Raw genomic sequence first — 26,541 nt, forward strand, 5'->3', positions numbered from 1 at the left:
CGATGACCGGCCGCGTTGTCGTCGTGACAGGGGCGAGTCAAGGTCAGGGCGCGGCTGAGGCCCGTGCCCTGCGGGATGCGGGCGCATCGGTGATCGCCGTCGATGTGCGCGATCCCGTCGAGCCGCTCGACGGGGTGGCCTACCGGCGGCTCGACGTCTCGGACCCGGATGGCTGGGCCGCGCTGGCCGCGGATCTGGACATCGTGCACGGGCTCGTCAACAACGCGGGGATCACGCATCGGGCCTCGTTGTGGGATGTCACGCCCGAGGATCTCGATCGCGTGCTCAGCATCAACCTGAGCGGCCCGTTGCTGGGCATCCAGGCGCTGGCGCCGCTGATGCGCGACGGCGGCTCGATCGTCAACGTCGCCTCGCTCGCGGCCCTCACGGGCCACTTCGCGACCGCCTATACGGCTTCCAAATGGGGCCTGCGCGGTGTCTCGCGCAGCGCCTGCACGGAACTCGGGCCGCTCGGCATCCGCGTCAACACGATCTTCCCCGGCGCGATGGCCGCGCCGATGACCGCGACGCCGCAGGCGTTCATCGACCGCTTGCTCGAGGAGATCCCGCTGGGACGTGCGGGCGTGGCTGAGGACGTCGCGCCGCTCGTCGTCTTCCTGATCTCCGATGCGTCGAGCTGGATCAGCGGCGCGGAGATCGCCGTGGACGGCGGGCAGTCGGCGCACGGCGGGATGAAGGGCCTGGCCGATCTCGTGCGCGCCGAGCGGTCGCGCCGCTGACCCCGCGAGGGGCCGGCGGCGCGGGCTGCCTCAGACGTTCGCCGTGACGACCTGGAGCGCGTGGAGGACCTCGTCCGGGACCTCTTCGCCGGGCTCGATCGAGATCGTCTTGTCCAGCAGGTACTCGTCGATCGCGTACGGGCCGTGCTCGCGGCCGATCCCGGACTCTTTGTAACCGCCGAAGGACGAGTTGAAGTCCGCCGACATGGTGTTCACGCGGAACGTGCCGGTGCGGATGCGGCGCGCGATCTCGAAGCCCTTGACGGGGTCGCTCGTGAAGACCGAGCCCGAGAGGCCGAACTTGCTGTCGTTCGCGAGCCGGACGGCGTCGGCCTCGTCGTCGTAGGGGATCACGACGATGACGGGCCCGAAGATCTCCTCCTGGGCGATCGTCGAGTCGTTGCTGACGTTCGTCAGCAGCGTCGGCTCCACGTACCAGCCGTGCTCGAGATCCGAGGGGATGCCGCCGCCGAACGCCACCGTGGCGCCCTCGCCGACCGCGGTCTTGATGTAGCCCAGGACACGGTTGCGGTGCGCTTCGGTGACGAGCGGGCCGACGACCGTGTCGGCGGCGTGCGGGTCGCCGACCTTGTAGGTCTTGAACACCTCGATGGCCCGGGCCACGATCTCGTCGTATTGCGCCCGCGGCGCCAGGATCCGGCTCATGCAGGTGCAGTTCTCGCCCTGCGTGGTTCCGGCGCCGAGCGCGACGACCATCGGGACGGCGGTGTCGAGGTCGGCGTCTTCGAGGATGATCGCCGCCGACTTGCCGCCGAGCTCGAGCACGCAGCGCTTGACCTGCGCGCCGCAGACCTCGCCGATCTTCTTGCCGACCTCGGTGGAGCCCGTGAACGTGACCATGTCGACGTCCGGGTGGGCGACCAGGTGCTCAGACGCCTCGCGGGTGGCCGCGACGATGTTGATCACGCCGGGCGGGAACCCGGCCTCGGTGACCAGGTCGGCCATCGCGAAGAGCGTCAGCGGGTCCGGGTCCGGGGCCTTGACCACGGCGGTGCAGCCGGCCACGATCGCCGGCGCGATCTTCTGCGCGATGCCCGGCAGCGGGAAGTTGAAGGCGGTGAGCGCCGCCACCACGCCGACCGGTTCGCGCACGAGCAGGCTCTTGCTCTCGTACTTCATGATCAACCCGCCGGCGGCGCCGGCCATCGAGGTGAGGTCCGCCTCGCGCACCTCGGCGAACGTGTGCTCGCGGCCGACCTTCGCGTAGTAGTTCCAGTGCAGCGTCGGCGCGACCGAGTGGTAGACGTCGGCGGTGATCTTGTTGTGGCCGAGCTCGTCCACGGTCAAGTCGGAGAACTCGGGCGCATGCTCGCCGATCAGCGCCGCCAGCCGCTCCATCAGCTCCGCGCGCTCGGCGACCGGCCGTGTCGGCCAGTCCGTCTCGTAGAACGCCTTACGAGCGGCCTCGACCGCGCGATCGATGTCGGCGTCGTTGGCCGCTGGAACGAAGCCGATCTTCTCGCCGGTCGCGGGCGAGATGACATCGAAGCGCTCCGTCGAGTCCGGCGCTTGCCAGCCGCCGTCGATGTAGAGGCTTGGATATTCGCGGGACAGCATGGTCTCTCTCCTCCGTATGTACGTGGTAGACGATCTCACGCGGCGGCCATTCCGCCGTCGACGCTCAGCACGGTCCCGGTGACGAAGCCGCTGCCGGGACCGAGCAGGAAGAGCACCGCGTCGTCGAGCTCGCCGGTGCGGCCGCCGCGGCCCAGTGGCGTACGCGACAGCAGGAACTTCGGGAACTGCTCGGGGTCCTCGCCGAGCTCCGCCGTCATCTCCGAGGCGAAGAATCCGGGCGCAACCGCGTTGACGCGAATCTTGTAGCGACCCCATTGCGAGGCGAGCTCCCGGGTCAGCCCGATGATGCCCGCCTTGGACGCGACGTAGGCGGCGTCTGGGATCTCCCCGATCGAGCGCAGCCCCATGACCGATGCGATGTTGACGATCGAGCCCCCGGCCCCGTTGGCGTTCCGCATCCGCTCCGCCGCGAGACAGGAAAGCGCGAACGGGGCGATCAGGTTGAGATCGAGCACGTTCGCGAACGTCCCGGTCAGCGTGCGCAGCGCGGGGGCGGTGGCGCCCGAGCCCGCGTTGTTGATGAGCCCGTCGAGCCTTCCGTGGCGCTCGATCACGCCGTCGATCAGCCGCTCGCGGTCGGCCTCGTCGGTGACGTCGCAGACGACGGGATCCGCGTTGGGGATCTCCTGCGTCAGCGCGTCGAGGCGCTCGGCGCGGCGCGCTGCGAGGACCGGGATCCCGCCGGCGGCGCCGATCGCGCGGGCGAGTTGCGCGCCGAGGCCGGAGCTCGCGCCGGTGATGATCACGACCCGGCCATCCATCTCAGCGGGCATCGAGCGCTGCCTCCTCCTCGACCCGCATGAGGTGCACGTCCACGAGGTCGGGCACACGCCCCAACTCGCCGTCGCGCGCGAGCACGCCCAACGCTTCCTCGCCCCAGCGCCGATGGTCGAAGTACGCCTCGATGTAGCCCACGCGCGTGGTCTCCGGGAGGAGACCGACCGGCCGCTGGCCCTCCACGTCGAGCGGCTCGCACTCGACCTCGTTGAGTACGCGGTTCACGAACAACGCGCGAGCGCCGAACGCGCCGTCCATCGCCGCGAGCACCCGGTCCGCGAGCTCGGTGAAGGAGCTCCAGGCCTGCTCGGGATCGACCGACGCCGGCCGGTCGGCCTCGAGCATGAACTTCGCCAGCGCCGTCTGGCCGCCGACGCGGTCCAACAGCACGGTCTCCTCGGCCTCGCAGGAACGGAGCCGGTACAGGCAGTTGACGTGATCCTGGGCGACCATCTCGTTCTGCTCGGGGCTGAAGGCCAGCGTCTCGCCCGGCGCGAAGCGCAGCACCGCGAAGCGCCACGCCCGCGGCCGCTGCTTGAAGCCACCGTTGACGTCCGCCTGCGCGACCGCGCGATTGGTGTGGTAGCTGAGCAGCGACGGCATCGGGCGCAGCAGTTCCTGGGCCATGTGCACGTGGACCTGCGTGTAGTGGCGCTCGCACTCCTCCGGACGCTTGGAAGGGGTCGGGTCGAACCGGCTGAAGTGCTTGCCCATGCCGGTGTCAGCTCCCGCCGACGGGCTCGGCCGCCAGCGGCATGAAGCTGCGCGTGATCGCGCTCTGGGTCAGCTGGGCGCCCTCGAGCACGCTGCTGATCTTCCCGTCGACGATCACGAGCACGCGATCGCAGAGGTCCGCCAGCTCTTCCAGATCGCTCGAGCTGATCAGCACCGCCGCGCCCTCCTGGGCGGCGTTGACGAGCTCACGATGGAGGTCGCTCTTGGCGCCGACGTCGACCCCCTGGGTCGGCTCGTCCAGCAGGAAGACGGACGGCTTCTGGGACAGCCACTTGCCGAACAGGATCTTCTGCTGGTTGCCGCCGCTGAAGATGCTGAGCGGCTCCTCCGTGGCGTTCGCGGGGCGCACCGACAACCGCTCGAACCACTCCTTGGTCCGCGCCTTCTCGGCCTTGCGCCGCACGATCCCGCCCTTCCAGAACGGCTTGAGGTCGGGCAGCGTGAGGTTCTCACGCGCGCTCATGGTCATGACGCCCCCGCCGGTCTTGCGGTCCGGCGCGACGTACGCCACGCCTTGCCCGATGGCGACATCGGGACGCGAGGACGGCAGCGGCTTGCCCGCCACCTTGACCTCGCCGGCGGCGCGTGGCAGCGAGCCGAAGGCCGCGCCGAGCACGGTGTCGCGGCCCGAGCCGGCCAGCCCCGCGATCCCGACGATCTCGCCGCGCTCCGCCGCGATCGAAATACCGGACGCCGCGCCGGCGTGGAGATCGGAGATCTCGAACACGGTCTCGTGCTTGCGTGCCGCCGCGCGCTTGGCCTTCTGACGCCGGGTCTCGCTCTCCTCGGCCAGCAGCTCCTCGCCGGCGAGCAGCCCGACGATCGAGGCGTGGTCGAAGTCGGAGACCGGGCCCGCGCCGACCACCTTGCCGTCGCGGAACACCGAAACCTTCTGGGCGACCCGGAAGACCTCGCCGAGGTGGTGGGTCACGTACAGCACCCCGACACCGAGGGCCGCAATCGCGGCGACGCGATCCAGCAGGTTGTCGACTTCGTCGACCGGCAACGTCGCGGTCGGCTCGTCGAGGACGAGCAGGCAGTGCGGGTAGTCGGGGTCTTCGCGGAGCGCACGCGCGATGGCGACACCGGTCCGCTCCGAAGCGGCGAGGCTGGAGATCATCGCCTTCGGGTCGATGTCGAGGTTCAGCTTCGCCAGGTCCGCTTTGGCCTGCTCGCGGCTCGCCCGGTCCCGGATCGTTCCCCACGCTGTGGGGAAGCCCGAGCCGAGCGACATGTTGTCCTGGACCGACAGGGTCGGGACGAGCCCGAGGTCCTGCTGCACGAACCGGCAACCGAGCCTGTAGGACTGCACGGGTGCCTGGAACGGCAGCTCGTTCCCCTCGATCCGGATGGCGCCGCCCGGATCGGGCGCGTGGTATCCGGACAGGATCTTGATCAGGGTCGACTTGCCCGACCCGTTCTGACCCAGGAGCGCATGAACCTCGCCGGGTTGGATGGTCATGCTGACGCCCGCCAGCGCCTGTGTGCGCGTGAACGTCTTCGACACCGTGTCGACTTCGAGGACCGCGGTCATCGTGTTCTCCTGGATCGCGTCACTGGTTGCCGTTCCCTTAGGAGGAGAGGCCCCAGAGCTTCTTGAACTGATCGAGTGCGTCCGTGGGCTCGCCCCAATTCCCGGTGATGTCGCCGACGTTGTCCTTGGTCAGGATCTGCGTCGTCTGCAGTCCGGACGCTTCCTGATCGATCGGCATGCCGAGCGAGTCCCGGAACATCGCGTCCATCATCACGTAGGTCGAGTAGACGGGATCGAACCCGGTCCACGCCAGCTGCTTGCCGGTCTTCAGGGCGGCGATCCCCGCCTCGTCGGCGGCCTGGCCGATGACCTTGACCTTGTTCGAGAGGCCGGCCGACGCGAGCGCGGCGTCGATGCCGGCCGCGAACGGGCCGACGTCGAAGGCCACGTAGTTGGCGTCCGGGTTCGAGCGCAGCGCCGACACCATCACGCTCGGCACCTTGCCCGCGGTCAGATCCGGGATCGTGATCTCCTGGATCTTCACCTTGCAATCCGGGCAGAGCTCCTTGACTTCCTTCTGGAAGCCGTCGGTGAAGCCCTCGAGGATCGGATACGCCGGGACGTGCTCGATGACGACGTTGCCCTTGCCCTTGGAGTCCGAGACGAAGAAGTCGGCGAGGACCTTGCCCATCAGCGCGTCGTTGGCGTACGCGTTCGCGTCGACGATGATCGGGTCCTTGACCTCGACCGGGTGCACGGACGTCAGCACCCACTTCGCGCCGGCGTCCTGGACCTTCTTGATCATGGCCGGCGTGAGCGGGATGCCGGCCTCGGCGATGTAGTTGGCCTTCTTCGTGATCGCCGTATCGATCGCGGCGTTGAACGTCGCCGGGTTGGCGGGGTCGTAGCTGACGACCGAGTAGTTCCACTTCGCCTGCCCGGCGAGGTCCTTCAGCGACTTCTGCAGCTTCTGGTTGTTCGGGTCGTTCGTCCCGAGCATCACGAGCGTCTTGCCGGCGGGGGGCGCGCCCTTGAGCGGATCCTTGATGGTGATCGCGGTCGGTGCCGCCTGGTAGGGCTTGAGCCGGTCCAGCGCCGTCGTGACGCCCGCACCGCCGCCGGAGCTCGAGCTCGCCGAGCCGCCCGAAGCGGAATTACTGCTCGAGCCGCTTTCCGAGCCGCAGGCGGTGACCGCGAGACCGAGTGCAAGTGTGGCGATGAGTGCGGGAACTCCGCGGGTGTGGGTCATTGATCTCTCCTCAGAGACGAGAACTTGTCGAAGCGAAAAGGGGGAGAGCCGGGAGGGCTCAGTGCGCCACGGAGGGGCGTTGTGAGTCCGCGGTCGCGCCGGGGGCGGACTCGGGTTCCGGTGGCACTTCGATGCCCGCGCCGGAGTCGTCTGGGCCGTCAGGGCCCGTGGAACCGCGCCCGATGCGCTCCTTGAACTTCCGCCAGCGGCCGGACGGGGCACGCTGGATCGACAGGGCGACGGCGATGATCAGCGCGACGCCGTTGAACATGTCGTTCAGCCAGCTCGCACCTGACACGAGCTGCAGTCCTTGCACGCCAGTGGCCAGGACGAAGATCGCCAGCAGTGTTCCCCAGACGTTGAACCGCCCTGGGATCAGCTGCGTCGAGCCGAGGAAGGCGGCGGCGAAGGCCGGCAGCAGGAGCGTCCCGCCGAAGTTCAGCGACGGCCCGTTCAGCGACGCGAACATGATCCCCGCGCCGCCGGCGACGGTCGCCGAGAGTACGAGGGCCACCGTCGTGTAGCTGCGGATCCGAACGCCCGACAGGCGGGCGGCCTCGGGGTTGCCGCCGATGGCGTACAGGTACCGGCCGGTCGGCGTGTGCGCCGTCAGCCACCACAACACGAACGCGATGACGAGCATGTACAGCACGACGATCTGGAAGCCGCCCACCGTCGTCTGCGTGAAGTTGTTCCAACCCGTCGACGTGGGCGGCAACGGCTGGGCGTTGTGGGAGACGATCACCTGCGTCGCCGCGAGGATCGAGCTCATGCCCAACGTCGCGATGAACGAGTTCACGCCGAGCCTGACGACGATGAACGCGTTGGTGCAGCCGATGATGATCGCGACGGCCATTCCGAAGGCCATCGCAGGGACGGGGCCCCAGCCATGGTCGTTCATCAGTACGACGGTGGTCACGCTGACGAGGCCGGCCGTCGCCCCGACCGACAGGTCGTAGAGACCTGCCGCGAGCGGAATCAGGATGGCGAGGGCGACGATGCCGGTGACGGCCTGCTGGGCGGCGACGCTGTGGAGCGTCGCGGTGGTCAGGAACTGGTCCGGGACCCAGATGCCGAACACGATGATGAACAGCGCCCAGAGGTACAGGCCGCTGAAGCGGTCGAACCCGGGGCTGAGCTTCCGTCGCGGCTTGCGCGCGGTTGCTTCGCTCACAGTCGCCACTTCAAATCCTTTGACCTATTTCGCATTGCGCCCACTCCTCCGGTGGCTGAATTGAACTCGATTCGAATGTACACAGCGAACGGAGGGCTGTCAAGAGAACTGCGACGTTTAACAGAAGTGTCTTCAGTTCAGGTGCACCGACTCGCGGCGTCACCGCTCACACCGTCCGCACCGGGGCCCCGAGTGCCTTCTCATCGGCCGCGAGCCTGGCGCGCAGGTCCGCGAAGTCGGGCGGGTCTGCCAACGCCATCCGGTAGGAGCCGAGCCGCCGCGCGGCGTTGATAGCGATCACGCCGACCAGCCGGCCGTCACGCTCGCCGCCATAGACGAACCGCGACCCGTCTTCGGTCTCCTCCAGGAGCTCGAGACGCTCCGCGCGCCCGGGTAGGCCGAGCGCTTGGATCTTCGTGTCGTATTGATCGGACCAGAAGTACGGCGGCTGGTCGTAGGGCTTGCGCTCCTGTGCCGGCAGCAGGACGTTGCGACCGGCGTGCTGCCCTTGCTCGGCCGCGACGGTCCAGTGCTCGATGCGGATCGCGTCGCCACCGGCCAGGGGATGCGGCCAGGACACGATGTCGCCGGCGCCGAGGATGTCGGGGTCGCCGATTGCGGTCAGCGTCGCGTCGCATTGGAGCCCGGGGGTGACCTGCAGCCCGCTGCCCGCGAGCCACTCCGTGTTCGGGAGGGCGCCCATCCCGACGAGGACGACGTCAGCGGGGACGTGCGTGCCGTCGGTCAGCTCGACCGCTTCGACCTGGCCGGTGCCGTGCAGCGCGGCGACACCCGTGCCCAGGCGCAGGTCGACGCCGTGATCGCTGTGCAGGGCGGCGCACCACTCGCCCAGCTGCGGCCCCAGCGGCAGCATCGGCGTCGGCGCGATGTCGATCAGGGTCACGTCGAGGCCCTGCTTGCGGGCGGTCTGGGCGACCTCGCAACCGATGAAGCCCGCGCCCACGACGGCGACGCGCGGGCGGCGCTCGAGCGCCGCCCGCAGCGCGATCGCGTCATCGAGGCTGCGCAGGACGTGGACGCCCTCCAGCTCGCCGCCGGGGCCGGGCCAGCGTCGCGCCCTGGACCCGGTGGCGAGGATCAACCGGTCGTACGGAAGCTCGTCGCCGTCGGCGAGCACGACTCGCCGGCGGGCGCGATCGAGCCTCGCCGCGGGCACGCCCAGGCGCCACTGCGCGTCGAAGGTGTCCGACGGGAGCACGACGCGCTCCGCCTCGTGCTCGCCGGCCAGCAGCTCCTTCGACAGCGGCGGCCGGGTGTACGGCCGGTGAACCTCCTCGCCCACCACGACCAGATCGCCGTCGAACCCTCCGGTTCGAGCGGCCTGTGCCGCCCGCAACCCGGCGAGCGACGCCCCGACGATGACCAACTGACGCATCTTGCTCTCCTCGGTCCAAATCGATAAACTGAAGTCAGTTTAGATTCCCCGTCAACCCCCTGGAGATATGACCGAGCCCCTTCGCGCCGCCATCGTCGGCGCCGGCCCGAGCGGCTTCTACGCCGCCGGGCAGCTGCTGGCCGTCGACGAGCCGTCGTTCGCCGTCGACCTCTATGACCGCCTGCCGACTCCCTACGGACTCGTGCGGTCGGGCGTGGCCCCGGACCACCCGAAGATCAAGTCGGTCACCCGCGCGTACGACAAGACCACCGAGCACGAGCGCTTCCGCTTCTTCGGGCACGTCGAGCTCGGCGGCGACATCACCCGCCGCCAACTGCTCGAGCACTACCACGTCGTCCTGTACACGCTCGGCACGTCGATCGACCGGCGGCTCGGGATCCCGGGCGAGGAGTTGCGCGGCTCGCATGCCGCGACCGAGTTCGTCGCCTGGTACAACGGCCACCCCGACCACAGCGGGCTGGAGGTCGACCTGCAGGGCAAGCATGCGGTCGTCGTCGGAGCCGGCAACGTCGCGATCGACGTCGCGCGGATGCTCGCGCTGGCGCCGTCGGAGCTTGCCGGCACCGACACGGCCGATCATGCGATCGAGGTGCTCGCGGCCTCGGGCATTGAGGACATCACGATCCTGGCTCGCCGTGGCCCGCTGCAGGCGGCGTTCACGAATCCCGAGCTGCTCGAGATGGGCGAGCTCGAGCGCGGCGACGTCGAGATCGTCGGCGGCGAGCTGGACGAGCTGTCGGCGGTCGCGCTTGGACAGGCCGACAAGACCCGCCGGCGGAACGTCGAGATCCTGCAGTCGTACGAGGCGCGGCCGAAGACCGGGAAGCCGATCACCGTCCGTTTCCGCTTCCTGGCCTCTCCGGTCGAGCTGCTCGGCGACGAGCACGGCCATGTGCGCGCCGTGAGGATCGAGAACAACGCGATCGAGGCGCGCGACGACGGCTCGCTGGTCGCGCGCGGTACCGGCACGTTCGACGAGTACCCGGCACAGCTCGTGTTCCGCTCGATCGGCTACACGGGGCAGCCGGTCGACGACGTCCCGTTCGACGAGCGGCGCGGCCTGATCCGCAACGCGGGCGGGCGCGTGACCGATCCCGGTGGCACGCACCAGCTCGGCGAGTACGTGTCCGGCTGGATCAAACGCGGCCCGTCGGGCGTGATCGGAACCAACAAGAAGGATTCCCTGGACACCGTCAACAAGATCGTGGAAGACGTCGCCGCCGGCCGGGTGAACCAGCCGATCTCCGACGACATCGACGGCCTCGTCGAAGCGTGCGCGCCGGACGTGGTGACGTGGGAGGGCTGGCAGGCGATCGACGCGATCGAGACCGCCGCCGGCGAAGGCTGCACGCCCGCGCGCCCGCGCGTGAAGCTCACGGACTGGGCGGCACTCCGCTCAGCGGCCAACTCGATCTCAATTCAGGGATGAGGGCCGCCATGACTGGACGCTTCGCAGGGAAGGTCGTGATCGTCACCGGCGCCGGTACGGGTCTCGGGCTCGCCGCGGCGCTGCGGCTGGCGCGGGAGGGCGCCGATCTCTCGCTCGTCGACGTCAACGGCGACGCGCTGGCGTCGGCAGGCGCGGCCGTTCGCGCCGAGGCGCCAGACGCCCGCATCTCGCTGACCACCGCGGACGTCAGCGCCGAGGACGAGGTCGCAGCGTACGTCGAGGAGACGATCGCCGAACTCGGCCGCATCGATGGCCTGTACAACAACGCCGGCATCGAGGGCAAGCAGGACCCGGTCGAGGCGTACGGCGCCGAGATGCTCGACAAGGTGCTCGCCGTCAACGTCAAGGGCGTGCTGTACGGGATGAAGCACACGCTGTCTCACTTCAAGGCCCAGGGCTCGGGCGCGATCGTCAACGCGGCGTCCGTCGGCGGCATCCGCGCCGTGCCGAACCTGGTCGCCTACGTCGCCAGCAAGCACGCGGTCGCGGGCATGACCAAACAGGCCGCGATCGAGTACGGCGAATACGGTGTCCGCGTCAACGCCGTCGCGCCCGGGGCGATCTTGACCGACATGGTCAAGGGCTCGCTGATCCAGATCGCGGGCGAGGACGGCTGGGAGGAGGCCGGCGCCGCGTTCGTCAGCGTCAACCCGATGAAGCGATTCGGTCAGCCGGACGAGGTGGCCGCCCTCGTCGCCTTCCTGCTCTCCGACGACGCGTCGTTCGTCAACGGCACCGTCATCGCGATCGACGGGGGACAGTCGCAGGCCTACTGACGACCGAGCACTGAAGCCAGAGTCTCCACGGCGCGGTCGAACGCGTGTCGCGGCGCCGCGGCGTAGCCGACGATCACGCCTGCGCTGTCGGGAGGCTCGCAGAACCCATCCGCGATCAGCCCGCCGAGCCCGAGCCCCTCGAGGCGCGCGGCACTGAGGATCGCGGCTTCCTGCAGCGGGTCTTCGAGCGGGATCAGCAAGTTGAGCCCGGCCGCGCCGCCGAGCACGCGGAGGCCCGGATGCACGGCGGCCAACACGGCGTCGCGTCGGCGCTGATAGTGCAGTCGCATCCGGCGGACATGGCCGTCGTACTTGTTCGTGCGAAGCAGCTCGGCGAAGGCGAGCTGATCGAGTGCCCCGGCGTGCCAGTCGGCACGTCGCTTCTCGGCCATCACCGCCTCGCGCAGGTCGCCCGGGACCGCGAGCCATCCGAGCCGCACGCCAGGTGCGAGGGTCTTGGAGGTCGTCCCGCCGTAGGCGACGACGCCGGGATCGAGGCCCTGCAGCGGGCCGATGGGACGCCCGTCGTAGCGAAATTCCCCGTCGTAGTCGTCCTCGATGACGATCGCGCCCCGGCTGCGGGCCCAGCGAAGCAGCTGGAGCCGCCGGGCCGCGCTCAACGTCGCGCCGGTCGGGTGCTGTCGATTCGGGGTCAGCAGGACCGCACCCGCGTCGATCGACTCGAGCTCGTGGGTACGCGCGCCATCGGCGTCCACGCCGATCGCGACGAGCTCGTGCCCGGCGGCCCGCAGGATCTCGCGGTGCAGCGCCATGCTTTGGGCCTCCACCGCGACTCGCCGAACCCCGGTCGCGGCCAGGGTCCTGGCCATCAGAACCAGGCTCTGCGTGAAGCCCGTCGTCACCAGCAGGTCGCCGGCGGTCACGCGCAGCCCGCGGGCACGCGCGAGGTAACTCGCGAGCTCCGTACGCAGCTCGAGCCGGCCCTGCGGAGATCCATAGCCGAAGGCGTCGTCCGGCGCGATCGCGAACGCTTGCTTGAGCGCTCGCAGCCACTCGCCGCGCGGGAACGAGCTCGGGTCCGGTCTGCCCGGGCGCATGTCGAATCGCCACCGCGTCGGCATCGCTTCGCGCCGCTCCCCGCCGCTGGACCCTGGCGCAGCGGTGCGCGCGACCACGGTGCCTGAGCCGCGCTGACCGGAAAGCCACCCTTCAGCCACGAGTTGCCCGTACGCCTGTACGACCGTTCCGCGCGAGATCCCGAGGTCGCGCGCGAGCGCACGGCTGGGCGGCAGCCGCGTCCCGGCTACGAGCCGCCCGCTGCGGATCGCTTCGCGCAAGGTCTCTTCGAGACCCGCGCGGAGCCCGCGGCCACCGCCGCGATCGATGTCCACCAGCAGATCAAGGCCCGAATTGGCCCACGATTGCGGCGTAGGATTGGACATCGAAGCTGCGCCATTGTCCTCCTAGGGTGAAGGCCATGTCAACTCTCTCGCCAACGACGTTCGAGGAGCCCCGGCTCGACGTCACCCGACTCGCCCGCCCCGCCTATCGCGCGATGGCCGCGCTTTCCGGCGCGGTCGAACTCGACTCCGGACTCCGTGACCTCGTCTCCCTGCGCGCCTCGATCATCAACGGCTGCGCGTACTGCGTCGACATGCACACGCTCGACGCGCGCGCCCGCGGCGAGAGCGAGCAGCGACTTCACGCGATCGCGACGTGGCACGAGGCGCCGTTCTTCAGCGAGCGCGAGCGAGCGGCACTCCGCCTGACCGATGAGATCACGCTGATCGCCGGCACGCACGTCACGCGAGAGGCGTTCGAGGCCGCGCGCGGGCACTTCCCCGACGAAGAGCTCACCCAGTTGATCTGGGCGATCATCGCGATCAACGCCTGGAACCGCCTGGCGGTCGCCACGCGCATGCGGCCAGGCGAATACACCCCGAGTTGACGGTCACGGGCTGTACGGCGTCTTGGTCACGAGCGAGAGGACCTCGCGGTCGATGATCTTCGACAGGGCCTCGGCCGCCTGCACGAAGTCGGGGTCCTGATAGGCCGCGGCGAAGGCCGTCGGCACGGCGTTGGCGTCCTCGACCTCCCAGACGTCGTGGACCTCGTGGAGGTCGCCGACGAGCGTCATCCACCCGCCGACGAGCCTCCAGCCGTTCGCCTCCATCACCCGCTTGACCGTGACCATCGCCTCGTTGAACGCGGGGAGCCGGCCGTACTCGATCTTCACGTTGGCGTAGAGGTAGAGCATGGTGTCTAGGAGTCGGTCACGACGATGGCGCTCTCCGGGCAGGTGCCGGCAAGCTCCACCGCGAGTTCGCGCTGATCGTCCGGGATCTCGATCGGATCGCCGCCCCGGATCGTCACGAACCCCTCGTCGTCGGACTCGAGGTACTGCGGGGCGAGCGAGTAGCAGCGTCCGTGGCCCTGGCATGCGGTCGTCACCTGCAGCTTCACGACCCCACCTCCCAGCGCAGCGGGAGCGTCTCGAGGGCCATCATCGCGCCGCCGCCGCGCTCCTGCAGCGTGGCGTCGGAGTCCAGCTCGAAGTGCGGGATCACCGACAGCCACTCCTGAACCGCGATCGCCATCTCGCGCCGCGCGAGATGCATGCCCAGGCAACGGTGCGGGCCGCTCGCGAACCCGAAGTGGTTGTTCTTCTTGCGGTCGATGACGAACTCGTCGGCGCGCTCCCAGTGGCGCGGGTCGCGGTTGGCGCCGGACACGAGCGCGTAGACCATGTCGCCCTTCTTGAGCTGGACGCCGTGGAACTCGATGTCGCGGGTGACCTTGCGCCCGTCGCCGAAGATGATCGTGTAGTAGCGCAGCGTCTCCTCGACCGCGAGCGGCGCGAGCTCGGGGTCGTCGATCAGCTTCTGGCGATCGGCGGGATTGAGGGCGAGGTGGTGGAACATGTACCCGAGCTCGGCGCGCGTCGTGTCCAGGCCCGCGAGCGTGAGCACCGTGCACATGTCCAGCAGGACTTCCTCGTCCAGCGGCTCGTCGTCGACGGTCGAGTTGAGCAGGTACGTGAAGAGGTCCCCCTCCGGCTGCGGATTGATCCGCCGGTCGGCGAGCTGCTCGCTCCAGAAGACGCGCATCTCGCTGAGCGCCTTGCCCATGTTCTCGGCGCCTTCAGGATCGCCGCCGAAGCCGCCGAAGAACATGTCGACCCACTCGGCGAACTGCTCGGTGTAGGACACCGGCACGCCGATCACGCTCAGGAACGCCGCGGTGGGGTAGAGCAGCGCGAAATCCTCGATGAAGTCGCCCCGCCCCTTGGCGACGAGCGGCTCGATGAAGCTCCGGCACAGCTCACGCATCATCGGGGCCGCCGCCTCCATCGCCTTCGGCGAGAACCACGGGTTCAGGATGCGGCGGTACTTGATGTGATCCGGCGCGTCGACCTGCGTCGGCACGAACCGGTAGATCGGGTTCGGCTCCCACGGGGTGATCGACTCGCTGGAGAAGATCTCCGGCGTCTTGTAGATGTCCTTGACGGCCTCGTGGCGCGTGAACACCCAGTAGCCGCCACCGGAGTACTTGTTGTAGAAGTGCGGGCAGCTCTCGCGCAGGTCGTTGGCGAGCGCCCAGTAGTCACCCAGGTCGCGGGTCGTGGAGAAGTCCTGATGCATCACCGGGCAACCGGTGACCTCCTCTCCCTTCACCTGGGAAATCGTGCTGGCTTCCATGGTTTCGGTCTGCCTCTTACGTTCGCTGGACTGGGATTCAGGCGCCGCCGTGCGAGGCGGCGAGCACCGAGGGGATCTCCGCGGCGACGCGCTGAGCGATGTCGCGGCCGGCGAGATAGCCGAAGACCATCGCGGGGCCGAGCGTTCCGCCCGCGCCGCCGTAGGTCATGCCGAGCGGCGAGGCCATCGCGTTGCCCGCCGCGTAGAGGCCGGTGATCACGTCGCCGTCCACGTCCAGGACGCGCGCATGCGTGTCGGTCGCCGGTCCGCCCTTGGTCCCGAGTGCGCCGCTGAACACCTGGATCGCGTAGTAGGGCGCGGTCTCGACCGGCCCGAGCGAGGCCCGCGCGGTGCCGTCGCGCAGCGTCGGGTCGCCCCACCACTTGTCCTGCGCGCTCCAGCCCCGCTTGAAGTCGGGATCGTGGAGGTCACGCGCGTTGGCGTTGAACCGCTCGATCGTCGCCTCGAGCGCGTCGCCCGGGATGCCGAGCTTCTCCGCCAACTCGGTCGGCGTGTTCCCGGAGGTGATCCAGTCGGTGCGAGCCTTCTCGGTTCCGCCCAGGCCGCCGGCGAAGCCGTACTTGTCGAGCCAGGTCTGGTCGAACACGAGCCAGCACGGCAGGTTGCGGTACACGCCCATCGTCGTGTCCTGCTCGTGGAAGGCGGCGCCGAACGCGTTGTAGTTGGAGGCCTCGTTGGTGAACCGCTTGCCCTCCCGGTTGACCATGATGGCTCCCGGCAGCGTCCGCTCGTAGGTGAGCAGCTGCTGCCCGGTGGGGACGATGTCGGTGGGCAGCTCGATCATCGGCATCCACCACGCTTCGCGCATGTTCCCGAGCATCGCGCCGATGCGCATGGCCATCTTGAGCCCGTCGCCCGTGTTCGTGTCCACGGCGACCGTATGCGTGCACGGCCCGCGCAGGAACGCCCGCTTGAGCTCGGCGTTGTGCTCGAAGCCACCGGTGGCGATCACCACGTTGGCCGCGCGCACCTCCTTGCGCCCCTCGGGCGTCTCGAAGACGACGCCGGCGACGTCGCCGTCCTCCATGATCAGTTCGACGGCGCGGTGGCTGGTCTGCGGCTCGACGCCGCGATCGAGGCACGCCTTCAGCAAGCGGCCGCCGAGTGCGAGGCCCATCCCGCGCTCGTCGTTGGCGGCGCGGCGCTGCATCTCCTCGGCGGTCAGCTCTTGCGGGACCGCCTGGCCGAGCGTCGTCTCCCCGATCGTGAGGTGGTAGCTCGGGTAGTAGGGCGAGATGTGGACGCGGTCGGCCCACGCGCCGAGCTCGCCGTAGGGGAACGTCTCGGTCTCGAGCGACCGGCCGCCCTGGGGCATGCCGCCGGGCTGTTCGGGGTGGTAGTCGGGAAAATCCGGGACGGCCCTGAACTTGACCGGCGTGCGCTCGTCCAGCCAGCGGACCATCTCCGGGCCGACGTCGATGTACGTCTCCGCCATCTCGTCCGAGATGGTGTCGTTGGACAGCGCGCGGAGGTACTCGAGTGCCTTCTCACGGGAGTCGCCCTTCTCCGGAGGCTCGTGCTGGTTGAGCGGGATCCAGATCATCCCTCCCGAGTAGACCGTGGTCCCGCCGAGCGTCGCGCCCTTCTCGAACAGGCCGACGTTCGCCCCCAGCTCAGCTGCGGTCACGGCGGCCGTCAGTCCGGCCGCGCCCGTGCCGAGCACGATCACATCGTAGTCGCCCATCCGGTCTCCTCCACATCGCAGAATCGAACTTACTTCAGCTCGACCAAGCTACTCCAGGGTTCGAGATATGTCAACGGTTGCGGCCATTGCGCGTGCGAGTATGGTGTTCCAATCTGAGTTCAGGTAGAGGAGAGAGCAGATGGCGACGGGAGTGCTGGACGGCAAGGTGGCGATCGTCACGGGGGCGGCGATGGGCATGGGCGAGGCGACCGCTCGCGTGTTCGCCGCGGCCGGAGCCCATGTGCTCGTGAGTGACATCAACGCCGAGCTCGGCGAAGCGACCGCGGAGCGCATCCGCGAGGCCGGCGGGGACGCGTCGTTTCACCGGACGGACGTCTCGAACGCCGCCGACGCCGCGGCCATGGTCCGCACGGCCGTCGAGCGCTACGGGCGGCTCGACTGCGCGGTCAACAACGCCGCCGTCACGCCTGACACGCATCCGATCGCCGAGCTCGACGAGCAGGAGTGGGATCGCGTCCTGGCCGTCGATCTCAAGGGTGTCGCGCTATCGCTCAAGTACGAGCTCACGCAGCTGCTCGCGCAGGGTGACGGCGGCTCGATCGTCAACATCGGCTCGGTGAGCTCGAGCCGGCCGCAGCCGAACAACGCGGCGTACGTCGCGGCCAAGCACGGCGTGATCGGCCTCACCAAGGTGGCGTCGCTCGAGAACGCCCCGCACGGGATTCGCGTCAACACGGTCTGTCCGGGGGCGATCGATACGCCGATGATCCGCGGCGCGCTCGAGACGGCCGGCTTCACCGAAGCGGAGTTCGCTCCCGTCCTCAGCCTGTTCGGGCGGTTCGGCAAGCCGGAAGAGGTCGCGCAGGCGAGCTTGTGGCTGTGCTCGGGGCAGTCCTCGTACGTGACCGGCGCGGTGCTCGCCGTCGACGCCGGCTACACCTCCCGCTGATTCGCGGCTCGCTTGACGAGGCGGCGCGGCGGCCGTAGACTGAATCGAAGTAAGTTCAAGAACGTGGAGGAGAGAGCGGATGACCGAGACGACCATCGACTACGACACGATTCGAGCTCTGCAGGACCGAACCGACGTCGAAGAGGTGCTCTACAAGTACTCGTCGGCGGTCGACTCGTTCGACAGAGACGGAGTCCGCAGCTGCCTCGCGGACGACATCCATGCCCAGTACGGGAACGGCGAGGCCGTCACCGACGGCGACACGCTGGCCAACTGGATCGCCGACGCGACGGCGACCTGCACCTGGCAGCACCACCTGCTCAACGTCTACCACGTCAAGCTCGACGGCGACCAGGCCAGAACGGTGTCCTACCTGACGTCCTATCAGGTCTTCGAGGAGGACCCGAAGGCCGCGATCATCCTCGTCGCGCGCTATCACGACGTGCTGCGGCGCACCGCCGACGGCTGGAAGATCTCCGAGCGCGTGATGGAGCTGCTGTGGGGCGAGACCAAGCCTGACACGGGCTTCCTCGACGGCCTCGGCGGCCGCGGTCCCAAGGTCTGGGCGCGCAGCTGATGTCCGTGCGCACCGCGGTGACCATGACGCTGGACAAGGACGACCTCGACGAGGTCGTGGGGATCTTCACGACGTTCATCAAGGACGTCCAGGAGAAGGACTACGGCGTCCTGACCTACCACTACTTCGTCGACGACGGCGATCGCCCGGTGATCCACGTCTTCGAGGAGTACGAGAGCTCGAAGGCCCACCTGGATCACTTCGCCAACATCGACATGCAGGCCGTCGCGCGCCTGATGGAGCTCGTCACGCTCTCGGAGCCGCATTACTACGGCGAGCCGAGCGTAGACGAGCAGGAGCTGCTCAAGGGGTTCGGCAACGTCCACTATCACCGACCGCTGATCAGCATCGAGGAACCGGCGACGCGATGACTGTCTCGACACTCGAGTTCCAGCCGGAGGCCGAGCGCTACTACGCGGAGGGCTACTGGCAGGACGGTGATCTGTGGAGCGACTTCGATGCGCGTGCGCGCGAGCACGCCTCTCGCGTCGCTTTGGTCCTCGAGGACCGCGCGGTGACGTATGCGGAGCTGCGCCGAGCGGCGATCGCCCTCTCGCACCGGCTGGCCGACGCGGACGTCGGGGCGGGGGAGGTCGTGATCCTGCTCGGCCGCCACTCGATCGAGGCCGCGGTGGCGATGCTCGGGTGCCTGCACCGCGGCGTCGTGCTCGCTCCACTGCCGCCGATGTTCAACCAGACGCAGATGGCGGCGCTGGCCGAGCAGACGAGCGCGCGGGCGATCGTGACCTTCGGCGGCGACAAGGAGGTCGCCAAGTGCCGTGAGGTGGCGGGCGACCGCCTGCCGCTGCTGACCGTCGTGCCCGCGGACGTCGACAAGGCGCGCGCGCTCGATGACGCGCGCATGCCGCGCCACGCGGACGAGGTCGCGCTGGTCTTGCACTCCTCCGGCACGACGTCGGCGCCCAAGGGCATCGCGCACTCCTCGAACACGCTGCGCTATGCGACCCGAGGGGTGTGCTCGCGCTGGGGCCTGACGGGCGACGACATCTACCTGACCGTGGTCGAGTTCGGCTTCGTCGGCGGGCTCGTGTTCGGGTACCTGCCGGTGCTGCTGCAGGGCGCGACCGGCGTGCTGCTGAGCCGCTGGGACCCTGAGGAGGCGCTGCGGCTGATCGAGGCGCACCGCTGCACGTACGTGCTCGCGATGCCGACGCATGCGACCGACATGATCCTTGCCGCCGAGCAGACCGACCGCGACCTCTCGTCCATGCGGGTCCTCGCCGGCCCGGGCCTGACGCCGGAGCGGCGGATGGCCATGCACCAGGCGTTCGGAACCCCGCCGTTGGGCGACTACGGGCTCTCGGAGGTCCCCGGCCATGCCGCGCACGCCCCCGACGATCCGCCCGCGAAGATCATGCGCACCGAGGGCCGCCCGTACGACGGCACGGAGATCCGGATCCTCGGCGACGACGGTGAGCCCGTGCCCGCGGGGAACGTCGGCGCGGTCGTGGTCAACGGCCCGAGCCGGTTCCTCGGCTTCCTCAACAACGACGACCTCACGCGGACGTCGCTGACATCGTGGGGCGGCTACGAGACCGGCGACCTCGGGCTGCTCGACGAGGACGGCCACTTCGTCTACGTCGGGCGCTCCAAGGACATCATCCGCCGCGGTGGCGTGACCATCGTGCCGGCCGAGGTCGAGCCCGTGATCCTCCGCCATCCCGCCGTCCGCGAGGTCGCGATCGTGCCGCTGCCGGACGAGCGCCTGGGCGAGCGCGCGTGCGCGGCGATCATCGCCCGCGAGGGCTTCGCGGCGCCGACCCTGGCCGAGCTGCAGGAGTTCCTCGACGCCGAGGGCGTCGCCAAGTACACCTGGCCCGAGTCCGTCGAGGTCTTCGAGCAGTTCCCGCGCACGCCTTCGCTGAAGGTCGTCAAGCGCGAGGTCGTCGAGCTCGTACTGGCGCGCGTCACGGCATGAGCACCGCGTTGCGGCGCATGTACGAGGTCATCGACGGCCCCGAGCCCGAGCGCTGTCGGGAGCTGCTCGCCGACGACCTGCGGTTCTCGATCGTGTTCTCCACCGGCGCGGTCGCCGAGGACTTCGCCGGCGGGCGCGAGGCGTTCGACGCCTACCTCGCGCAGCGCGACGCACCCGCGTGGACCCACCACGTATTGAGCGAGTCCTCACACGGCGCCGTCGAGCTCGTGCTCGGCGAGACCCGGGTGGACGGCTGGCCGCTGGCGACGTTCGTCGCCGCGGCGCGCGTGGACGGCAGCGGCCTGATCGACCGCTACGTGGTCGGACGCTCGACCGCGGTGCTCTTCGACCTCTAAGGAGTCTGTTGAAGAATGGTCGGTGCGCCTGCCGCGGGAGGCGTATCGGAATTCTTCAACCGGCTCCTAGGCCGCCTTGCGCTTCGCCGCGGGCTTGCGCTTCGCCTTCGCCGGCGCCTCGGGCGGCAGGCCCGCGATCGCCAGGCAGCGGCCGACGAAGAACTCGCGGACCTGGTCGAGCGAGAGGCTGCCGCCGCGCGGGCGATACCAGTGCCAGACGCTGTTGTAGAGGCCGAGGATCGCGCGGGCGAGCAGCCGCGGATCGGCCTGGGGGATCGCGCCCTGCTCCATGCCGCGGGTGAGGAAGGTGGCCCAGGCGAACTCGATGTCGCGCATCTGCGAGCGGGCCAGCTGGCGCGACTCCTCCTCACGGGCGGACGTGCGGTGCAGGCCGGCGAGCGACTGCTCGGCGACCAGGACGCGGTTGCGCAGAACGTCGTGGTCGGTCAGCTCGAAGGCGGCGTTGAGCACGGCCTTCAGGGCCTCTGTGAAGTCCTCGTGCTCGGCGATCGCGTTGTCGAACTTCGCGCGATCGGCCTGGACGGCGAGTGCCTGGATCTCGTACAGGCAGTGGAGCTTGGACTCGAAGTAGTGGTAGAGGGCCGTCGAGCCGATGCCGACTTCCTTGGCGATGTCCGCCCACTTGGTGTACTCGTAGCCGTGCTGACCGAAGTACTCGATCGCCGCGTAGATGATGTCGTCGCGCTTGCTGCGCGAGGAACGCGGACGACGCTTCGCAGTGGGTGAGGCGGCCAAGGGGGAGCTCGATCCTGTCTAGTTGACTTCACCCCAACGTTACCAGCGGATCCGGCGACGATTCCCCTGCTTTTCACGCTCCTCGTGACAAACGTAACGTGACTTCAGCTCAGCTCACCCGGACGAGGGTCTTCCCGGTGGTGTCACCGGCGAGCATGCGCATGAGCGCTTGCGGCGCGTTCTCGAGACCGTCGACGATCGTCTCCCGGTAGGCGAGCCGACCCTCGGCGAGGTAGCCGGCGAGCTCGCGCTGGGCCTCGGGGAAGCGGTGCAGATAGGCGCTGGCGCGGAAGCCGCGCAGCGTGAGGTTGTTGGCGACCGCCTGGAAGAGGTTGGTCGGGCCCGGCTGGGGCTCGGTGCTCTCGTACTCGGAGATCGCGCCGCACATGGCGATCCGGCCCCAGGGGCGCAGCGCAGCCAGTGCGGCCTGCAGGTGATCCCCGCCGACGGCGTCGAAGTAGACGTCGATCCCGTCCGGGGCGGCCCCGCGCAGGAGATCGCCGACGGGGCCGTCGTGGTAGTCGAAGGCGGCGTCGAGGCCGAGCTCGTCGAGCAGGTAGCGGACCTTCGCCGGCGATCCGGCGCTGCCGATCACGGTGTGACCGCGCAGCTTGGCGATCTGTGCCGCGAGGCTGCCCACGGCACCGGCGGCGGCCGAGACCCAGACGACGTCGCCCTCGCGTAGCTCGGCGGCGTCGATCAGCCCGACCCAGGCGGTGAGCGCCATGTTGCCGACGGCGCCGAGGAACTTCTCCGGCGGCGCGAGCGAGGTGTCGATGTGCGCGAGCGTGCCGACGCCCCCGAGCGAGGGCTGCCCGGCCTTGACCACGGCGTAGTCGCGCCAGCCCCAGGCGTGCGTCACGGCGTCGCCGGGCGCGAACCCCTCGGCACGTGACTCCACGACCTCGCCGACGGTCAGGATCTCGTCCATCGCCGCGTTGAGCGGGAACGAATTGAAGTAGCCCGCCGGGCCGCTCTCGCGCAGCCGCAGGCGCATGCCCGGGTCGCACGAGGTGAACTGGTTGCGGACGAGGACCTCGCCTTCACCCGGGGCCGGCAGCTCGACCTCCGCGACGCGGAAGTTCTCCGGCCCGACCCGGCCGCTCGGATACGCGATCAGCTGCACCTGCCGAGCGGTCATGCCGCGCTCCGCAGCAGCAGGCACGAGGCGAGCGGGCCGGCGCCGGCCGAGACCGCGGCGACTTTCGCGCCTTCGACCTGACGCTCGTCGGCCTGGCCGCGCAGCTGGAGGCAGGCCTCATAGAGATGCCCGAAGCCGTGCAAGCGCCCGGCCGAGAGCTGTCCGCCGGAGGTGGCCAGCGGCAGCTCGCCATCTAGAGCGATCCGCGACCCGCCCTCGACGAACGGCCCGCCCTCGCCCTTGGCGCAGAAGCCCATGCCCTCGAGCCAGAACAGCGTCAACACGGTGAAGCCGTCATACAGGTTCGCGACGTCCACGTCGGCCGGCTTGAGGTCGGTCCGCGACCACATGTGCGCACCGGCGCTGGCCGCCGCCGTCTGCGTCATGTCCTCCCACTGATCCCACGACGCGCGGCCGCTCAACGCACTGCCGACCGCCTCGAAGTGGATCGGCTGGTTCGGCATGTCGGCGGCGTGCTCGGCCTTCGACACGATCAAGGCGGTCACGCCGTCGACGGCGATGTCACAGTCGAACAGACACAGCGGGTCGCTGATCATCTTCGAGGACAGATAGTCGTCCATCGTCAGGTCGCCCTGCAACACGGCCTTCGGGTTGCGCTGGGCGTTGCGGCGGGCATTGAGGGCGATCGCCGCGAGCTGCTCGCGCGTCGTGCCGTACTCGTACATGTGCCGCGTGGCATACAACCCCATCCAGTTCGGGCCCGAGAAGGCCCCGAACGGCAGCATCCACTGCATCGCGCCGGTCACGCCGCCGGCGTCGCTGTTCACGCGCTCGGTGACCGTCCGCCACACCGTGGCCTCGTTCAACGCGCGATAGACGAGCACGTGCTCGCAGACGCCGGTGGCGACCGCCATGCAGGCATGGATCACCGCGGCGAACATCCCGGGCGTCTCGGGGCCGCCGTAGTACCAGGTGGGGTTCAGGCGCAGCGCATCGATCACCGCGTGGGGGCCGGGGCCGGAGGACCCGGGGCTCGAAGGCGCGAGGCCGTCGGCGCGCGAGACCGCGCCGGGCCAGGAGATCACGCCGTCGATGTCGGCGGGCTTCAGGCCGGCGTCACCGATCGCCTCCAGTGCGGCGTCCAGCGTCAGGGCCATCACGCCCTTCTCGACGCGGCGCCCGACCTCTGACTGGCCGATGCCGGAGATGATGCACGCATCCTCGAACTTGTTCATGACGCGGGGCGGAAGAAGGGGATGAACGCGTCACCGCGGGGCTCGAACGCGACATCGACGGCCATGCCGATCGTCGGCGCCTCGCAGTCGACCACGCGGGCGATCAGGCGCAGACCGGGCTGCTCGGCGAGCTCGACGGCTGCGAGCACGAACGGGACCTCGAGGTCGGGCATCCACTGCTGGCGGTTGATCGTGTACGTGTAGACCGTCCCGCGACCGCTGACCGCCTCCGGCGCGACGTCATCGCTCCAGCACTCAGGGCAGCGCGGGGACGGCGGATGAAGGTAGTAGCCGCAGGCCTGGCAGCGCTCGAACCGCAGCTCGCCGTCGGCTCCTCCGGTCCAGAACGCGCGGTTCTCGTCGTTGATCTGCGGTGTCGGTAGGGGCATTTGCGAGTCTCTCCTCGAACTGCTACTTTGCCTGAACTGAAATCGTATCAGTAATCGAGACCAGCGTAAAAGCGTGCTTCCGGAGGAGATCGTCCAGATGAACCTAGCCCAGCTTGTGGCGACTCAGGCGGAGCGTTACGGCGCTCGCCAGCTCGCGCTCGTGGACGGCGAGCCGCTCAGCTACGAGCAGCTCGCGGATCGCGCGGGCCGCTTCACCTCCGGGCTGCAGGAGCTCGGCATCCAGCCCGGCGATCGCGTCGCGGTGATGATGCCGACGCGCGCGGAGTTCCTCTACGCGTGGTTCGGGATCCTCGGCGCGGGCGCGATCGAGGTGCCGATCCACGATGCGGCGCGCGGCCCGGGCATCGCCTACATCCTCGAGACCACGGGCGCGCGGGCGCTGATCGTCGACGAGGAGCACGTCGAGCACGTCGCCGGGTACATCGACTCCGTCGAGCAGGTGATCGTCCGCGGCGACGCCGGCGAGTTGGTGGCCCTGGACTTCGCGTCACTGATGGCGAACCCCGTCGCCGCTCCGGTCGAGCGCAAGCCGGGCGACCCCGCATCGATCCTCTTCACCGGCGGCACGACCGGCCCGCCCAAGGGCGTCGTGCTCCCGCACAACCACAACCTGAACCTGGCGCGGGGCGTCGTCGAGCTCGTCCGCTACACCGAGGACGACGTGCTGTTCTCGGTCTTCCCGCTCTTCCACGCCAACGCGAAGTACATGAGCGTGCTCGCGGCGCTGGTGTCAGGCGCGCGCGTGGTGATCAACCGCCGCTTCTCGGCCAGTCGCTTCTGGGAGATCTGCCGTCGTGAGGGCGTGACCGCGTTCAACGGCCAGGGCGAGATGCTGCGCATCCTGCTCAAGCAGCCCGTGAGTGACACCGACCGCGACAACACCGTGCGCGTGGTCGTCGGCGCCGCCGCCGCGACCGACCTCGTCGAACAGTTCGAGCAGCGCTACGACCTCGCCGTGCTCGACGCCTACGGGATGACCGAGACCGGCCCGACGATCGCGGCCTCCTGGGAGGCGAGGCGCGCGGGCGCCGCGGGGGTCCCGACGCCGTGGTATGAGGCGAAGGTCGTCGACGCCGATGACGTCGAGGTCGGGCCTGGTGTCACCGGCGAGATCGTCGTGCGGCCGAAGCTGCCGTTCGTGATGATGGAGCGCTACTGGGGCAACGACGCCGCGACCTTGGACTCGATGCGCAACCTCTGGTTCCACACCGGCGACAACGCCTACCGCGACGAGGACGGCTACTTCTGGTTCGTCGCGCGCGGGACGGACTCGATCCGCCGCCGCGGCGAGAACGTGTCCGCGTGGGAGGTCGAGCGGGTGCTCGCCGATCACCCGGAGCTGCTCGAGGCCGCCGTCTACGGCGTGCCGTCCGAGCTCGGCGGGCAGGAGGTCATGGTGGCCTGCGTGCGCCGCCCGGAGTCCGAGATCACGGCCGAGGAGCTGCTCGACTTCTGCACGGGCAAGATGCCCCACTTCGCGGTCCCGCGCTACGTCCGCTTCATGGACCGGCTCCCGCGCTCGCACGCGCAGCGGGTCTTGAAGCCCGAGCTCAAGTCGGCGGGCGCGGGTGCGCCGGGCGTCTGGGATCGTGAGTCCGTCGGCTACGTCGTCCAGCGGTAGGAGAGAGACCATGGGTTTGGAAGGCAAGGTGGCCGTGGTCACGGGCGGCGGCGCCGGGATCGGCCGCTCGATCGTGGCGCGGCTCGCCGCCGAGGGCGCGCGCGTCGCCGCGCTCGACATCCGGATGGAGACCGCCGAGAAGAGCATCGAGCTCGCGGGCGGCGACGGCCTCGCGGTCGTCTGCGACGTCAGTGACAGCGCGTCCGTGGACGCGGCGATCGCGCGCGTCGAGGCCGAGCTCGGCCCGGTCGACATCCTGGTCAACAACGCGGGCGCGATCGGCATGGACCATCTGCGCCGCGTCAAGCCGCTGATCGCGCGCCAGCGCGAGGAGGCGCTCAACGGCGGCGTCAAGACGCCGCTGGACGCGCTCGTGCGGCTGACCGACGAGGAGTGGCGGCGGATGCTCGCCATCCACCTCGACGGCACCTTCTACTGCACGCGCGCGGCGGCGCGCTGTATGGCCGCGCGGGGCAGCGGCGTGATCGTGAACATGAGCTCGATCTGCGGCCTCGAGGGCTGCACCGGGCACCCCCATTACTCCGCCGCCAAGGCCGCGATCCTCGGTTTCACGAAGGCCGCGGCGAAGGAGCTGATCGTGCAGGGCATCCGCGTCAACGCGGTCGCTCCCGGGCACGTGGGCACCACCACGCTGCAGGGCGAGATCAACGAGGAGCGCCAGGCGATCGCCAACTCGACGCCGGCCGGCCGGCTGGCCGAGCCGGAGGAGATCGCCGCGACGGTGGCGTTCCTCGCCTCCGGCGACGCGAGCTACTTCGTCGGCCAGATCCTGAGCCCGAACGGCGGGCTGGTCACGGCCTGAACGTGTGCCCGATCAGGTTCGCGCTCGCGACGCGAGCGTCGAGTTTCTCGTGCTCTG

Annotated in this window: 27 protein-coding genes; 11 read left to right on the top strand and 16 right to left on the bottom strand. The window is 69.5% G+C overall.

Going from position 1 to position 26,541, the window contains the following annotated elements; translation table 11 throughout:
* Nucleotides 1-2 precede the first annotated feature (2 nt).
* Nucleotides 3-740: an SDR family NAD(P)-dependent oxidoreductase gene (locus OM076_RS00215; protein ID WP_270037261.1), complete on the top strand. Its 738-nt coding sequence runs from the start codon at nucleotides 3-5 to the stop codon at nucleotides 738-740.
* A 30-nt stretch (nucleotides 741-770) separates the two neighbouring features.
* Here OM076_RS00215 and OM076_RS00220 read toward each other — a convergent pair whose 3' ends face one another.
* The 7 genes from OM076_RS00220 to OM076_RS00250 form a co-directional block, all read right to left on the bottom strand.
* Complete coding sequence (locus tag OM076_RS00220; protein ID WP_270037262.1) at nucleotides 771-2,318, bottom strand: aldehyde dehydrogenase; 1,548 nt, start codon at nucleotides 2,316-2,318, stop codon at nucleotides 771-773.
* A gap of 35 nt (nucleotides 2,319-2,353) precedes the next feature.
* Nucleotides 2,354-3,112, bottom strand: coding sequence for an SDR family NAD(P)-dependent oxidoreductase (locus OM076_RS00225; RefSeq protein ID WP_270037263.1), 759 nt, complete (start codon nucleotides 3,110-3,112; stop codon nucleotides 2,354-2,356).
* Nucleotides 3,102-3,830, bottom strand: a complete 729-nt coding sequence (locus OM076_RS00230; protein ID WP_270037264.1) for a hypothetical protein — start codon at nucleotides 3,828-3,830, stop codon at nucleotides 3,102-3,104. The genes OM076_RS00225 and OM076_RS00230 overlap by 11 nt, the downstream gene beginning before the upstream one ends.
* Before the next feature lie 7 nt (nucleotides 3,831-3,837).
* Nucleotides 3,838-5,385: a sugar ABC transporter ATP-binding protein gene (locus OM076_RS00235; RefSeq protein WP_270037265.1), complete on the bottom strand. Its 1,548-nt coding sequence runs from the start codon at nucleotides 5,383-5,385 to the stop codon at nucleotides 3,838-3,840.
* Between the two features lie 37 nt (nucleotides 5,386-5,422).
* Nucleotides 5,423-6,574: a sugar ABC transporter substrate-binding protein gene (locus OM076_RS00240; RefSeq protein WP_270037266.1), complete on the bottom strand. Its 1,152-nt coding sequence runs from the start codon at nucleotides 6,572-6,574 to the stop codon at nucleotides 5,423-5,425.
* Nucleotides 6,575-6,632: 58 nt separating this feature from the next.
* Nucleotides 6,633-7,748 carry an ABC transporter permease gene (locus OM076_RS00245; protein WP_270037267.1) on the bottom strand — a complete coding sequence of 372 codons (1,116 nt, stop codon included), beginning with the start codon at nucleotides 7,746-7,748 and terminating at the stop codon, nucleotides 6,633-6,635.
* A 166-nt stretch (nucleotides 7,749-7,914) separates the two neighbouring features.
* Nucleotides 7,915-9,144, bottom strand: coding sequence for an NAD(P)/FAD-dependent oxidoreductase (locus tag OM076_RS00250; RefSeq protein ID WP_270037268.1), 1,230 nt, complete (start codon nucleotides 9,142-9,144; stop codon nucleotides 7,915-7,917).
* Nucleotides 9,145-9,211: 67 nt separating this feature from the next.
* Here OM076_RS00250 and OM076_RS00255 point away from each other — a divergent pair, with 67 nt between their 5' ends.
* Both OM076_RS00255 and OM076_RS00260 read left to right on the top strand, forming a co-directional pair.
* The gene (locus OM076_RS00255; RefSeq protein ID WP_270037269.1) at nucleotides 9,212-10,594 is read left to right on the top strand and encodes an FAD-dependent oxidoreductase; all 1,383 of its coding nucleotides are present in this window, start codon (nucleotides 9,212-9,214) and stop codon (nucleotides 10,592-10,594) included.
* Nucleotides 10,595-10,602: 8 nt separating this feature from the next.
* Complete coding sequence (locus OM076_RS00260; protein WP_270037270.1) at nucleotides 10,603-11,391, top strand: glucose 1-dehydrogenase; 789 nt, start codon at nucleotides 10,603-10,605, stop codon at nucleotides 11,389-11,391.
* Here the strand turns inward: OM076_RS00260 and pdxR are convergent.
* Entirely contained in the window at nucleotides 11,385-12,794 is a 1,410-nt protein-coding gene (gene pdxR / locus OM076_RS00265; protein WP_270037271.1) for a MocR-like pyridoxine biosynthesis transcription factor PdxR, read from the bottom strand. The genes OM076_RS00260 and pdxR overlap by 7 nt on opposite strands.
* Before the next feature lie 35 nt (nucleotides 12,795-12,829).
* Between pdxR and OM076_RS00270 the strand changes: the two genes are divergently transcribed.
* Nucleotides 12,830-13,300: a carboxymuconolactone decarboxylase family protein gene (locus OM076_RS00270; RefSeq protein WP_270037272.1), complete on the top strand. Its 471-nt coding sequence runs from the start codon at nucleotides 12,830-12,832 to the stop codon at nucleotides 13,298-13,300.
* A 3-nt stretch (nucleotides 13,301-13,303) separates the two neighbouring features.
* On the opposite strand, the gene OM076_RS00275 is transcribed toward OM076_RS00270, so the two are convergent.
* The 4 genes from OM076_RS00275 to OM076_RS00290 all read right to left on the bottom strand — a co-directional run bounded on the left by OM076_RS00275 (nucleotide 13,304) and on the right by OM076_RS00290 (nucleotide 16,755).
* Nucleotides 13,304-13,609 (bottom strand): NIPSNAP family protein, encoded by a 306-nt coding sequence (locus OM076_RS00275; protein ID WP_270037273.1) that lies wholly within the window; start codon nucleotides 13,607-13,609, stop codon nucleotides 13,304-13,306.
* Between the two features lie 5 nt (nucleotides 13,610-13,614).
* Nucleotides 13,615-13,815, bottom strand: coding sequence for a ferredoxin (locus OM076_RS00280; protein ID WP_270037274.1), 201 nt, complete (start codon nucleotides 13,813-13,815; stop codon nucleotides 13,615-13,617).
* A complete protein-coding gene (locus tag OM076_RS45785) occupies nucleotides 13,812-15,026 on the bottom strand; it encodes a cytochrome P450 (protein WP_270037275.1) in 1,215 nt (404 codons plus the stop codon). The genes OM076_RS00280 and OM076_RS45785 overlap by 4 nt, the downstream gene beginning before the upstream one ends.
* A 61-nt stretch (nucleotides 15,027-15,087) precedes the next feature.
* Nucleotides 15,088-16,755 carry an FAD-dependent oxidoreductase gene (locus OM076_RS00290; RefSeq protein WP_270037276.1) on the bottom strand — a complete coding sequence of 556 codons (1,668 nt, stop codon included), beginning with the start codon at nucleotides 16,753-16,755 and terminating at the stop codon, nucleotides 15,088-15,090.
* A 139-nt stretch (nucleotides 16,756-16,894) separates the two neighbouring features.
* Here OM076_RS00290 and OM076_RS00295 point away from each other — a divergent pair, with 139 nt between their 5' ends.
* From OM076_RS00295 to OM076_RS00315, 5 genes are all read left to right on the top strand, one after another.
* Nucleotides 16,895-17,665, top strand: coding sequence for an SDR family NAD(P)-dependent oxidoreductase (locus OM076_RS00295; RefSeq protein ID WP_270037277.1), 771 nt, complete (start codon nucleotides 16,895-16,897; stop codon nucleotides 17,663-17,665).
* Between the two features lie 79 nt (nucleotides 17,666-17,744).
* Complete coding sequence (locus tag OM076_RS00300; protein WP_270037278.1) at nucleotides 17,745-18,242, top strand: nuclear transport factor 2 family protein; 498 nt, start codon at nucleotides 17,745-17,747, stop codon at nucleotides 18,240-18,242.
* On the top strand, nucleotides 18,242-18,613 hold the full coding sequence (locus tag OM076_RS00305; RefSeq protein WP_270037279.1) for a putative quinol monooxygenase: 372 nt from the start codon (nucleotides 18,242-18,244) through the stop codon (nucleotides 18,611-18,613). Before OM076_RS00300 ends, OM076_RS00305 begins: the two co-directional genes overlap by 1 nt.
* Nucleotides 18,610-20,181: a class I adenylate-forming enzyme family protein gene (locus OM076_RS00310; RefSeq protein ID WP_270037280.1), complete on the top strand. Its 1,572-nt coding sequence runs from the start codon at nucleotides 18,610-18,612 to the stop codon at nucleotides 20,179-20,181. The genes OM076_RS00305 and OM076_RS00310 overlap by 4 nt, the downstream gene beginning before the upstream one ends.
* Complete coding sequence (locus OM076_RS00315) at nucleotides 20,178-20,537, top strand: hypothetical protein (RefSeq protein ID WP_270037281.1); 360 nt, start codon at nucleotides 20,178-20,180, stop codon at nucleotides 20,535-20,537. The genes OM076_RS00310 and OM076_RS00315 overlap by 4 nt, the downstream gene beginning before the upstream one ends.
* Nucleotides 20,538-20,603: 66 nt before the next feature.
* On the opposite strand, the gene OM076_RS00320 is transcribed toward OM076_RS00315, so the two are convergent.
* The 4 genes from OM076_RS00320 to OM076_RS00335 form a co-directional block, all read right to left on the bottom strand.
* Nucleotides 20,604-21,293, bottom strand: a complete 690-nt coding sequence (locus OM076_RS00320) for a TetR/AcrR family transcriptional regulator (protein WP_270037282.1) — start codon at nucleotides 21,291-21,293, stop codon at nucleotides 20,604-20,606.
* A gap of 109 nt (nucleotides 21,294-21,402) precedes the next feature.
* Complete coding sequence (locus OM076_RS00325) at nucleotides 21,403-22,434, bottom strand: NADP-dependent oxidoreductase (RefSeq protein ID WP_270037283.1); 1,032 nt, start codon at nucleotides 22,432-22,434, stop codon at nucleotides 21,403-21,405.
* On the bottom strand, nucleotides 22,431-23,630 hold the full coding sequence (locus OM076_RS00330; RefSeq protein WP_270037284.1) for a thiolase family protein: 1,200 nt from the start codon (nucleotides 23,628-23,630) through the stop codon (nucleotides 22,431-22,433). Before OM076_RS00330 ends, OM076_RS00325 begins: the two co-directional genes overlap by 4 nt.
* Nucleotides 23,627-24,019 carry a Zn-ribbon domain-containing OB-fold protein gene (locus OM076_RS00335; RefSeq protein ID WP_270037285.1) on the bottom strand — a complete coding sequence of 131 codons (393 nt, stop codon included), beginning with the start codon at nucleotides 24,017-24,019 and terminating at the stop codon, nucleotides 23,627-23,629. Before OM076_RS00335 ends, OM076_RS00330 begins: the two co-directional genes overlap by 4 nt.
* A 97-nt stretch (nucleotides 24,020-24,116) precedes the next feature.
* Here OM076_RS00335 and OM076_RS00340 point away from each other — a divergent pair, with 97 nt between their 5' ends.
* Both OM076_RS00340 and OM076_RS00345 read left to right on the top strand, forming a co-directional pair.
* Nucleotides 24,117-25,661 (top strand): AMP-binding protein, encoded by a 1,545-nt coding sequence (locus OM076_RS00340; protein WP_270037286.1) that lies wholly within the window; start codon nucleotides 24,117-24,119, stop codon nucleotides 25,659-25,661.
* 10 nt (nucleotides 25,662-25,671) lie between these two features.
* Nucleotides 25,672-26,484 carry an SDR family NAD(P)-dependent oxidoreductase gene (locus OM076_RS00345; protein WP_270037287.1) on the top strand — a complete coding sequence of 271 codons (813 nt, stop codon included), beginning with the start codon at nucleotides 25,672-25,674 and terminating at the stop codon, nucleotides 26,482-26,484.
* Nucleotides 26,485-26,541 lie beyond the last annotated feature (57 nt).

The sequence above is a fragment of the Solirubrobacter ginsenosidimutans genome, assembly GCF_027587205.1.

Coding starts and splice junctions, on each gene's coding strand:
- OM076_RS00215 (WP_270037261.1), top strand. CDS start 3: ATGACCGGCCGCGTTGTCGTCGTGACAGGGGCGAGTCAAGGTCAGGGC.
- OM076_RS00220 (WP_270037262.1), bottom strand. CDS start 2,318: ATGCTGTCCCGCGAATATCCAAGCCTCTACATCGACGGCGGCTGGCAA.
- OM076_RS00225 (WP_270037263.1), bottom strand. CDS start 3,112: ATGCCCGCTGAGATGGATGGCCGGGTCGTGATCATCACCGGCGCGAGC.
- OM076_RS00230 (WP_270037264.1), bottom strand. CDS start 3,830: ATGGGCAAGCACTTCAGCCGGTTCGACCCGACCCCTTCCAAGCGTCCG.
- OM076_RS00235 (WP_270037265.1), bottom strand. CDS start 5,385: ATGACCGCGGTCCTCGAAGTCGACACGGTGTCGAAGACGTTCACGCGC.
- OM076_RS00240 (WP_270037266.1), bottom strand. CDS start 6,574: ATGACCCACACCCGCGGAGTTCCCGCACTCATCGCCACACTTGCACTC.
- OM076_RS00250 (WP_270037268.1), bottom strand. CDS start 9,144: ATGCGTCAGTTGGTCATCGTCGGGGCGTCGCTCGCCGGGTTGCGGGCG.
- OM076_RS00255 (WP_270037269.1), top strand. CDS start 9,212: ATGACCGAGCCCCTTCGCGCCGCCATCGTCGGCGCCGGCCCGAGCGGC.
- OM076_RS00260 (WP_270037270.1), top strand. CDS start 10,603: ATGACTGGACGCTTCGCAGGGAAGGTCGTGATCGTCACCGGCGCCGGT.
- pdxR (WP_270037271.1), bottom strand. CDS start 12,794: ATGTCCAATCCTACGCCGCAATCGTGGGCCAATTCGGGCCTTGATCTG.
- OM076_RS00270 (WP_270037272.1), top strand. CDS start 12,830: ATGTCAACTCTCTCGCCAACGACGTTCGAGGAGCCCCGGCTCGACGTC.
- OM076_RS00275 (WP_270037273.1), bottom strand. CDS start 13,609: ATGCTCTACCTCTACGCCAACGTGAAGATCGAGTACGGCCGGCTCCCC.
- OM076_RS00290 (WP_270037276.1), bottom strand. CDS start 16,755: ATGGGCGACTACGATGTGATCGTGCTCGGCACGGGCGCGGCCGGACTG.
- OM076_RS00295 (WP_270037277.1), top strand. CDS start 16,895: ATGGCGACGGGAGTGCTGGACGGCAAGGTGGCGATCGTCACGGGGGCG.
- OM076_RS00300 (WP_270037278.1), top strand. CDS start 17,745: ATGACCGAGACGACCATCGACTACGACACGATTCGAGCTCTGCAGGAC.
- OM076_RS00305 (WP_270037279.1), top strand. CDS start 18,242: ATGTCCGTGCGCACCGCGGTGACCATGACGCTGGACAAGGACGACCTC.
- OM076_RS00310 (WP_270037280.1), top strand. CDS start 18,610: ATGACTGTCTCGACACTCGAGTTCCAGCCGGAGGCCGAGCGCTACTAC.
- OM076_RS00315 (WP_270037281.1), top strand. CDS start 20,178: ATGAGCACCGCGTTGCGGCGCATGTACGAGGTCATCGACGGCCCCGAG.
- OM076_RS00325 (WP_270037283.1), bottom strand. CDS start 22,434: ATGACCGCTCGGCAGGTGCAGCTGATCGCGTATCCGAGCGGCCGGGTC.
- OM076_RS00330 (WP_270037284.1), bottom strand. CDS start 23,630: ATGAACAAGTTCGAGGATGCGTGCATCATCTCCGGCATCGGCCAGTCA.
- OM076_RS00335 (WP_270037285.1), bottom strand. CDS start 24,019: ATGCCCCTACCGACACCGCAGATCAACGACGAGAACCGCGCGTTCTGG.
- OM076_RS00340 (WP_270037286.1), top strand. CDS start 24,117: ATGAACCTAGCCCAGCTTGTGGCGACTCAGGCGGAGCGTTACGGCGCT.
- OM076_RS00345 (WP_270037287.1), top strand. CDS start 25,672: ATGGGTTTGGAAGGCAAGGTGGCCGTGGTCACGGGCGGCGGCGCCGGG.